Genomic DNA, 6,551 nt, shown 5'->3' with positions numbered 1-6,551 from the left:
GACATGAGATGTGTGAATGTAGGATCGGGCGGGTTTCAATCGTCCTGGGGCAGACACCCGAAAACGCGTGGGGACGCAAATGAAACTCCTGTTCAGCCGCAATCCAAATCCTCGCCTCGCTGTCGCCACGGCGCGCCATCTCAAGGCAGAGATCGCGTTCGAATACGCATCGCCCACGGCGCCGGGGCAGGCCGAGCACTACCGGGCGCTCAACCCTAATCTGACCTTGCCGATCCTGGTCGGTCCGGGCTGGAGCCTTTGGGAGGCCGATGCCATCGCCTGCCGGCTGTCCCGCGACGTTCGCTCCGATTTCTGGCGTAGCGGGAACGACGAGCCGGACATGATCCGCTGGCTAAGCTGGGGCAAGGAACGGTTCGCCTTCGCGTGCGACATGGTGCATTTCGAGCGCGGGACCAAGCAGCGCTATGGGATCGGTCCCATCGATCAGGCGCTGGTCGAGGAGGGGTTGAGGCAATTCCATAGCGCCGCGGCGATCCTGGAGCCCGAGCTTTCCGGACGCGACTGGCTGGTCGGCAATTCCATCTCCTATGCCGATTTCCGCATGGCGACATTCCTGCCCTTCAACGACGCCGCCCGATTGCCGCTCGACGACTATCCGGCGACACGCCGCTGGTACGGCCGGCTGGAGGCGATCGACGCCTGGCGCGACCCGTTCCAGGGGTTGGAGGCACCGCCGCTGGCGCCGGTGAAGATCGAGGCGTGACCCAGCTTTTGCGCGATTCCGGACGCTAGGCGTCGTCTGCCTGGCCGCCATTCAGCGCGTCGCGCAGCGCCTGGATTTGCCGGTTCAAGGCATCGAGCTCGGCCAACGTCATGCCCGAGCGCTCGATCAGGGTCTCGTTCAGGCAATTGCACTGGACGAGCAGGGCTCGTCCGCTAGGCGTCAGGTCGACCTGCACCTGGCGCTCGTCGGCCTGGCTGCGCTGGCGAGTGACGAGGCCGGCCTGTTCCATTCGCTTCACCAGAGGCGTGATGGTGCTCGATTCCAAAGCGAGCCGGTGTGCGATGCCGCCCACCGACATGCCGTCAGCCTCGCCCAGCGCATTGAGCACGAGATATTGCGGATAGGTGATGCCCATTTCGTCCAGCATCGGTTTGTAGGTACGATTGATTGTCATGCTGGTCGCGTAAAGCGTGAAACAGAGCTGATTGTCCAAGGGAAGAGGCACGGCACGATCCTTTTGCCGACTGAGCAACGATTATGTACCACGGAAAATGTTATCGTGATACATATTTCTATGGACAAGCCGGCTCGATGGCGGTACCCATATCGTTATCGTGATATTATTTATTGCGAAAATTACAAAGGAGATAGAGATGACTGAAGCTTCGCAGACCAAGATCGGCAGTGGCACGATCACCACCAAGGACGGCACGCAGATCTTCTACAAGGACTGGGGGACCGGCCAACCGATCGTCTTCCACCATGGCTGGCCATTGAGCAGCGATGACTGGGACGCCCAAATGCTGTTCTTCCTGTCGAAGGGCTACCGCGTCATCGCGCATGACCGGCGTGGACACGGCCGTTCGACCCAGACGGACACCGGCAACGAGATGGACACCTATGCCGCCGATGTAGCGGCGCTCGTGGCGCATCTCGATCTTAAGAACGCGATCCATGTCGGTCATTCGACCGGCGGCGGCGAGGTGGCGCGCTACGTCGCCCAATATGGCGGCGGTGGTCGTGTCGCCAAGGCCGTGCTGATTGGGGCGGTGCCGCCGATCATGCTGAAGAGCGACGCCAATCCAGGCGGCCTGCCGATCGAGGTGTTCGATGGCTTCCGTTCCGCCCAGGCAGCCAACCGCGCCCAGTTCTTCCGCGATGTGCCGGCCGGGCCGTTCTATGGCTTCAACCGTCCGGGCGCGGTGGTCTCGCAAGGCGTTGTCGACAATTGGTGGCGCCAGGGCATGATGGGCGGTACCAAGGCGCATTACGATTGCATCAAGGCCTTCTCGGAAACCGACTTCACCGAGGATTTGAAGAAGATCGACGTGCCAGTGCTGGTCATGCATGGCGACGACGATCAGATCGTCCCGATCGCGGACTCCGCTCTGCTTTCGGTCAAGCTGCTCAAGAAGGGCGAGCTCAAGGTCTACAAGGGCTTCCCGCACGGCATGGCGACGACCCATGCGGATGTCATCAACGCCGACCTGCTGGCCTTCTTCAAGGCTTGAAGCAGGTTGCCAAACACGAAGCACCCGCCAGGCGGCGGGTGCTTCGATCTTCGGAGGCCGTTCGGAGTACCCGGGCAATCAGGCCCTTCGCGCTTCCTTCATATTGGGCAGGAACACCGTCAGCAGACCGAGGAAGGGCAGATACGAGCAGACCTGGAAGACGAAATCGATGCCCTTCACGTCGGCGATGACGCCGAGCACCGCGGCGGCGATGCCGCCTATGCCGAAGGCGAAGCCGAAGAAGATGCCGGCGATCGTGCCGACGCGGCCCGGAACCAGCTCCTGCGCGAACACCACGATGTTGGAGAAGGCCGACGACAGGATCAGGCCGATCAGCACGGTGAGCACCATCGTCCATTCCAGATTGGCGTAGGGCAGCGCCAGCGTGAAGGGCAGCACGCCGACGATCGAGAACCAGATCATCGCCTTCTGGCCATAACGGTCGCCGAACGGACCGCCAAGCAGGATGCCCAGCGCCGATGCGCCGAGGAACAGGAAAAGCATGATCTGACTCGTCTGCACCGAGACGCCGAACTTGTGGATGGAATAGAAGGTGTAGTAGCTGGACAGCGAGGCGATATAGGCGTTCTTGGTCAGCACCAGCAGCGTCAGCACGGCGAGCGCGCCCATCACATTCTTGCGCGGAAAGGGCGACACCTGGGCGACTTGCTTGCGGGTGGCCTGCGAGGCGCGCATGCGGCTGTACCAGCCGCCGACCTGCCACAGCACGAAGATGCCGATCAGCGAGCCGATGGCGAACCAGGAGATGCTGGTCTGGCCGAAGGGCACGACGATGAAGGCGGCAAGCAGCGGACCCATCGACTGGCCGAAATTGCCGCCGACCTGGAACAGCGACTGCGCAAGGCCGAAGCGGCCGCCCGAGGCGAAGCGGGCGATGCGCGAGGATTCCGGATGGAAGATCGCCGAGCCGATGCCGATCAGCGAGGCGCCGACCAGAAGCAGCACATAGTGGCCGGCATAGGCCAGCACGATCAGGCCGACCAGCGACGAAGCCATGCCCCAAGGCAAGGAATAGGGCATTGGCCGCTTGTCGGTGATCATGCCGATCACCGGTTGCAGCAGCGAGGCCGTGACCTGGAAGGTGAAGGTCAGAAGGCCGATCTGCCAGAAATCGAGACCGTAGTTCTCTTTAAGAAGCGGATAGATCGCCGGCAGCAGTGACTGCATGATGTCATTGATGCCGTGGCAGAAGCTCACCGAAAGGATGACGGCAAAGACCGTCGCTTGCGCCGAGGCGCTGCTTGCCGTCGCCGGCGTGGCGACGGATGTGGCGGTCGTATCAGTCAAGGCAATGCTCCGTAGTCTTTTTGGCGGCGAACCGCAGCAGTCTCATGGGATAGGACGCTTGCCTTATAATCGGCTTGAATGGCGACTTCTTTCGTGGTTTGGTCCAATAGTTTCGCAAGTGGGCCACATCCGATGCCGCATGGCCGGGAAATCTTCAGGGGCGACGCCACCGAGCTGGGCCGGCTGCATGAAAGCCGCTGGCAGTGGCTGGAGGAGGCCGTCGGGCCGGCGGTGGCGCTGCCGACCGAATATCCAGACGGCTATCACGTGCCGCAACACCGCCACAGCCGCAGCCAGCTTTTGCATGCTCTGGTGGGGGTGGTGTTGGTGACGACGAAGCACGGGCGCTGGATGGTGCCGCCCGACCATGCGATGTGGATACCGGCCGGCACCGAGCATTCGGTCGAGATGCTGGGCGACGTCTCGATGCGCTCGGTCTATGTGATGCCTGATGCCATTGCCGGTCTGCCGGAGGGATTGCGCGTCGTCGGCATCACCGAGCTGATGCACAGCCTGATCGTTGAATCGGAGAAACTGCCGCAAGGCGGCGAGATCGAAGGGCGGGCAGCGCTGGTCATGGGACTGCTGCTGCACGAAATCCCGAACCTGCCAGAACGCCCGCTTGGGTTGCCTTTCCCGTCCGATCCGAAGCTCGCGGCGCTTTGCAGGCGCTTCGTGGCGGCTCCTTCGCCGCACGCTACGATCGACGAGTGGGCGGATGCCGCAGGCATGAGCCGGCGCACTTTCACCCGCGCTTTCCAGCGCCAGACCGGGCTGTCGCTTTCGACCTGGCGCCAGCAGGCCTGCCTGTTCGCCGCGCTGCCAAGGCTCGCCGATGGCGAGCCGATCACCAGGGTGGCGCTCGATCTCGGCTATGACAGCGTGCCGGCCTTCACCACCATGTTCAAGCGCATGCTCGGCGCTTCGCCGCGCGGCTATATGCGCGGCGCGCGCGATGCCGGTGAAAACCCGCGCCGCGCAGGCGGCCCGCTTGCTGCGTGAAACCGAGCCGCGGCATCGGCTCGAGGCATCGCATCTCTTGGTGGTTCCACCCAGACTTCTGGTTGCAAGTTGCAATCAGATATGATTCTTTGCGGGGGCGCGAAATCGGAGGAACGCTATGGCGACGATCGTCTATGCCATGCTGACATCGCTCGATGGTTACATCGCCGGCTCGAGCGGAGACATCGACCTGCCGGTCCCCGAAGAGGAACTTCATCAGCATTTCAACGACGAGATGCGGCGGACGTCGATCGCGCTCTGCGGACGCCGGATGTATGAGACCATGCGCTTCTGGGACAGCCCGGAGCGTGAGATCGCCGCCGAGGAGGTCGAGCGGGATTTTGCCCACGCCTGGCGTGAAACGCCGAAGATCGTGTTTTCGACCACGCTTCAGGAAGTCGGGCCAAATGCCCGTCTGGTGAAGGAGCATGCCGAGGCGGTGGCAAGGTCGCTCAAGGCGGACATGGACGGCGAGATTTCCGTTTCCGGCGCCGAGCTTGCCGGGCACCTTGCGCGCGCGGGGCTGATCGACGAATACCGGCTCTATATGCATCCAGTCGTGCTCGGCGGCGGCAAGCCGTATTTCCAGTCCGGCCTGTCGCTGGCGTTGAAGCCGCTCGGCACGGAGCGCCTTGCACAAGGCGTGACGCTGCTGCGTTACGCGCCCATCGCAATCGACTAGAGCAATTCCAGGAAAAGTGTGAGCGGTTTTCCGTCCGGAATTGCGCAAAAACAAAGAGATAGAGCGGTTCGCCGTTTCCGTAAAACGGTGAAACGCTCTAGTCGAACAGGCTCGAGACCGACTCTTCCGTCGCCGTGCGTGAGATCGCCTCGCCCATCAGGTCAGCGATCGAGATGACGCGGATGTTCGGTGCGTCGAGCACGCCCTGCGTCGGCTGGATGGAATCGGTGATCACCAGCTCCTGCAGCTTCGAGCCGGCGATACGGGCGACGGCGCCGCCCGACAGCACGCCATGGGTGATGTAGGCGGTGACGGACGTCGCGCCGTTGGCGAGCAGCGCGTCGGCCGCGTTGCAAAGCGTGCCGCCGGAATCGACGATATCGTCGATCAGCAGGCAATCCTTGCCGGCGACCGCGCCGATGATGTTCATGACTTCCGATTCACCGGGGCGCTCGCGGCGCTTGTCGACGATGGCCAGCTGCGCGTCGAAACGCTTGGCCAGCGCGCGCGCCCGCACCACGCCGCCGATGTCGGGCGACACGACCACGACATTGCCGAGCTGCTTGTACTTGGCCTTCACGTCGCGGGCCATCACCGGCACCGAGAACAGATTGTCGGTCGGGATGTCGAAGAAACCCTGGATCTGGCCGGCATGCAGATCGAGCGTCAGCACGCGGTCGGCGCCGGCGCGGGTGATCATGTTGGCGACCAGCTTGGCCGAGATCGGCGTGCGGCCGGAGGCGCGTCGGTCCTGCCTTGCATAGCCGAAATAGGGGATGACCGCCGTGATGCGTCGCGCCGAGGACCGCATGAAGGCGTCCATCATGATGAGCAGTTCCATCAGATGGTCGTTGGTCGGATAAGAGGTGGACTGCAGGATGAAGACATCCTCGCCGCGCACGTTTTCCTGGATCTCGACGAAGATTTCCTGGTCGGCGAAGCGCCTGACGCTGGCCTTCCCTAGCGGGACGTTGAGATAGCGAGCGACCGCTTCGGCCAGCACCCGGTTGGAATTGCCCGCGAAAAGCTTCATGCACCGTTCCTGGTGAAGGATGGAGAGACCCGAGAGACTCTCAACGAGCCTTTTAAGCGGGCTTTTAGCGGCCCGCGCCGGTATTGCAAGCCTCGTTATCGGGAATCCCTTCGGCGACTGCAACAAACAAGCAAAACATCGCAAGCCGGCAACAGTTTGGCCGGCAACAGTTCGGCCGGCTACCGTACGGTCAACCGGCGCCGCCGCTGCCGAGCCACGCGGCGAACTGGTCGATCGTCTGGTCGGCGATGGCGTGCATGGTCGCGGGTGCCACCGCGGGCCAGCCCTCGCCGCTGCCGACCGTGGGCGCTTTCTGCTGGCCGTTGATGC

At 63.0% G+C, this 6,551-nt stretch carries 7 protein-coding genes; 4 read left to right on the top strand and 3 right to left on the bottom strand.

The window, feature by feature from the left end; all coding sequences use genetic code 11:
- The first annotated feature begins 79 nt into the window (after positions 1–79).
- Complete coding sequence (locus EOA24_RS23720; RefSeq protein WP_126081657.1) at positions 80–724, top strand: glutathione S-transferase family protein; 645 nt, start codon at positions 80–82, stop codon at positions 722–724.
- A 25-nt stretch (positions 725–749) separates the two neighbouring features.
- On the opposite strand, the gene EOA24_RS23715 is transcribed toward EOA24_RS23720, so the two are convergent.
- Complete coding sequence (locus tag EOA24_RS23715; protein WP_126081658.1) at positions 750–1,190, bottom strand: MarR family transcriptional regulator; 441 nt, start codon at positions 1,188–1,190, stop codon at positions 750–752.
- Positions 1,191–1,338: 148 nt separating this feature from the next.
- On the opposite strand from EOA24_RS23715, the gene EOA24_RS23710 reads away from it, so the two are divergent.
- The gene (locus EOA24_RS23710; RefSeq protein ID WP_126081659.1) at positions 1,339–2,196 is read left to right on the top strand and encodes an alpha/beta hydrolase; all 858 of its coding nucleotides are present in this window, start codon (positions 1,339–1,341) and stop codon (positions 2,194–2,196) included.
- Between the two features lie 78 nt (positions 2,197–2,274).
- On the opposite strand, the gene EOA24_RS23705 is transcribed toward EOA24_RS23710, so the two are convergent.
- Positions 2,275–3,504, bottom strand: coding sequence for an MFS transporter (locus tag EOA24_RS23705; RefSeq protein WP_189343088.1), 1,230 nt, complete (start codon positions 3,502–3,504; stop codon positions 2,275–2,277).
- A gap of 132 nt (positions 3,505–3,636) precedes the next feature.
- Here EOA24_RS23705 and EOA24_RS23700 point away from each other — a divergent pair, with 132 nt between their 5' ends.
- Complete coding sequence (locus EOA24_RS23700; RefSeq protein WP_126081661.1) at positions 3,637–4,506, top strand: helix-turn-helix transcriptional regulator; 870 nt, start codon at positions 3,637–3,639, stop codon at positions 4,504–4,506.
- Positions 4,507–4,624: 118 nt separating this feature from the next.
- Positions 4,625–5,188, top strand: a complete 564-nt coding sequence (locus EOA24_RS23695; RefSeq protein ID WP_126081662.1) for a dihydrofolate reductase family protein — start codon at positions 4,625–4,627, stop codon at positions 5,186–5,188.
- A 97-nt stretch (positions 5,189–5,285) separates the two neighbouring features.
- Here EOA24_RS23695 and EOA24_RS23690 read toward each other — a convergent pair whose 3' ends face one another.
- Complete coding sequence (locus EOA24_RS23690; RefSeq protein WP_126081663.1) at positions 5,286–6,221, bottom strand: ribose-phosphate pyrophosphokinase; 936 nt, start codon at positions 6,219–6,221, stop codon at positions 5,286–5,288.
- Between the last annotated feature and the right edge of the window lie 330 nt (positions 6,222–6,551).

It is taken from the genome of Mesorhizobium sp. M2A.F.Ca.ET.039.01.1.1, assembly GCF_003998035.1.
In the GTDB taxonomy this organism is placed as follows: domain Bacteria; phylum Pseudomonadota; class Alphaproteobacteria; order Rhizobiales; family Rhizobiaceae; genus Mesorhizobium.
The sequence above is the reverse complement of the archived record's forward strand: the minus strand, read 5'-3'. Positions and strand labels throughout refer to the sequence as shown.

Coding starts and splice junctions, on each gene's coding strand:
- EOA24_RS23695 (WP_126081662.1), top strand. CDS start 4,625: ATGGCGACGATCGTCTATGCCATGCTGACATCGCTCGATGGTTACATC.
- EOA24_RS23700 (WP_126081661.1), top strand. CDS start 3,637: ATGCCGCATGGCCGGGAAATCTTCAGGGGCGACGCCACCGAGCTGGGC.
- EOA24_RS23720 (WP_126081657.1), top strand. CDS start 80: ATGAAACTCCTGTTCAGCCGCAATCCAAATCCTCGCCTCGCTGTCGCC.
- EOA24_RS23690 (WP_126081663.1), bottom strand. CDS start 6,221: ATGAAGCTTTTCGCGGGCAATTCCAACCGGGTGCTGGCCGAAGCGGTC.
- EOA24_RS23710 (WP_126081659.1), top strand. CDS start 1,339: ATGACTGAAGCTTCGCAGACCAAGATCGGCAGTGGCACGATCACCACC.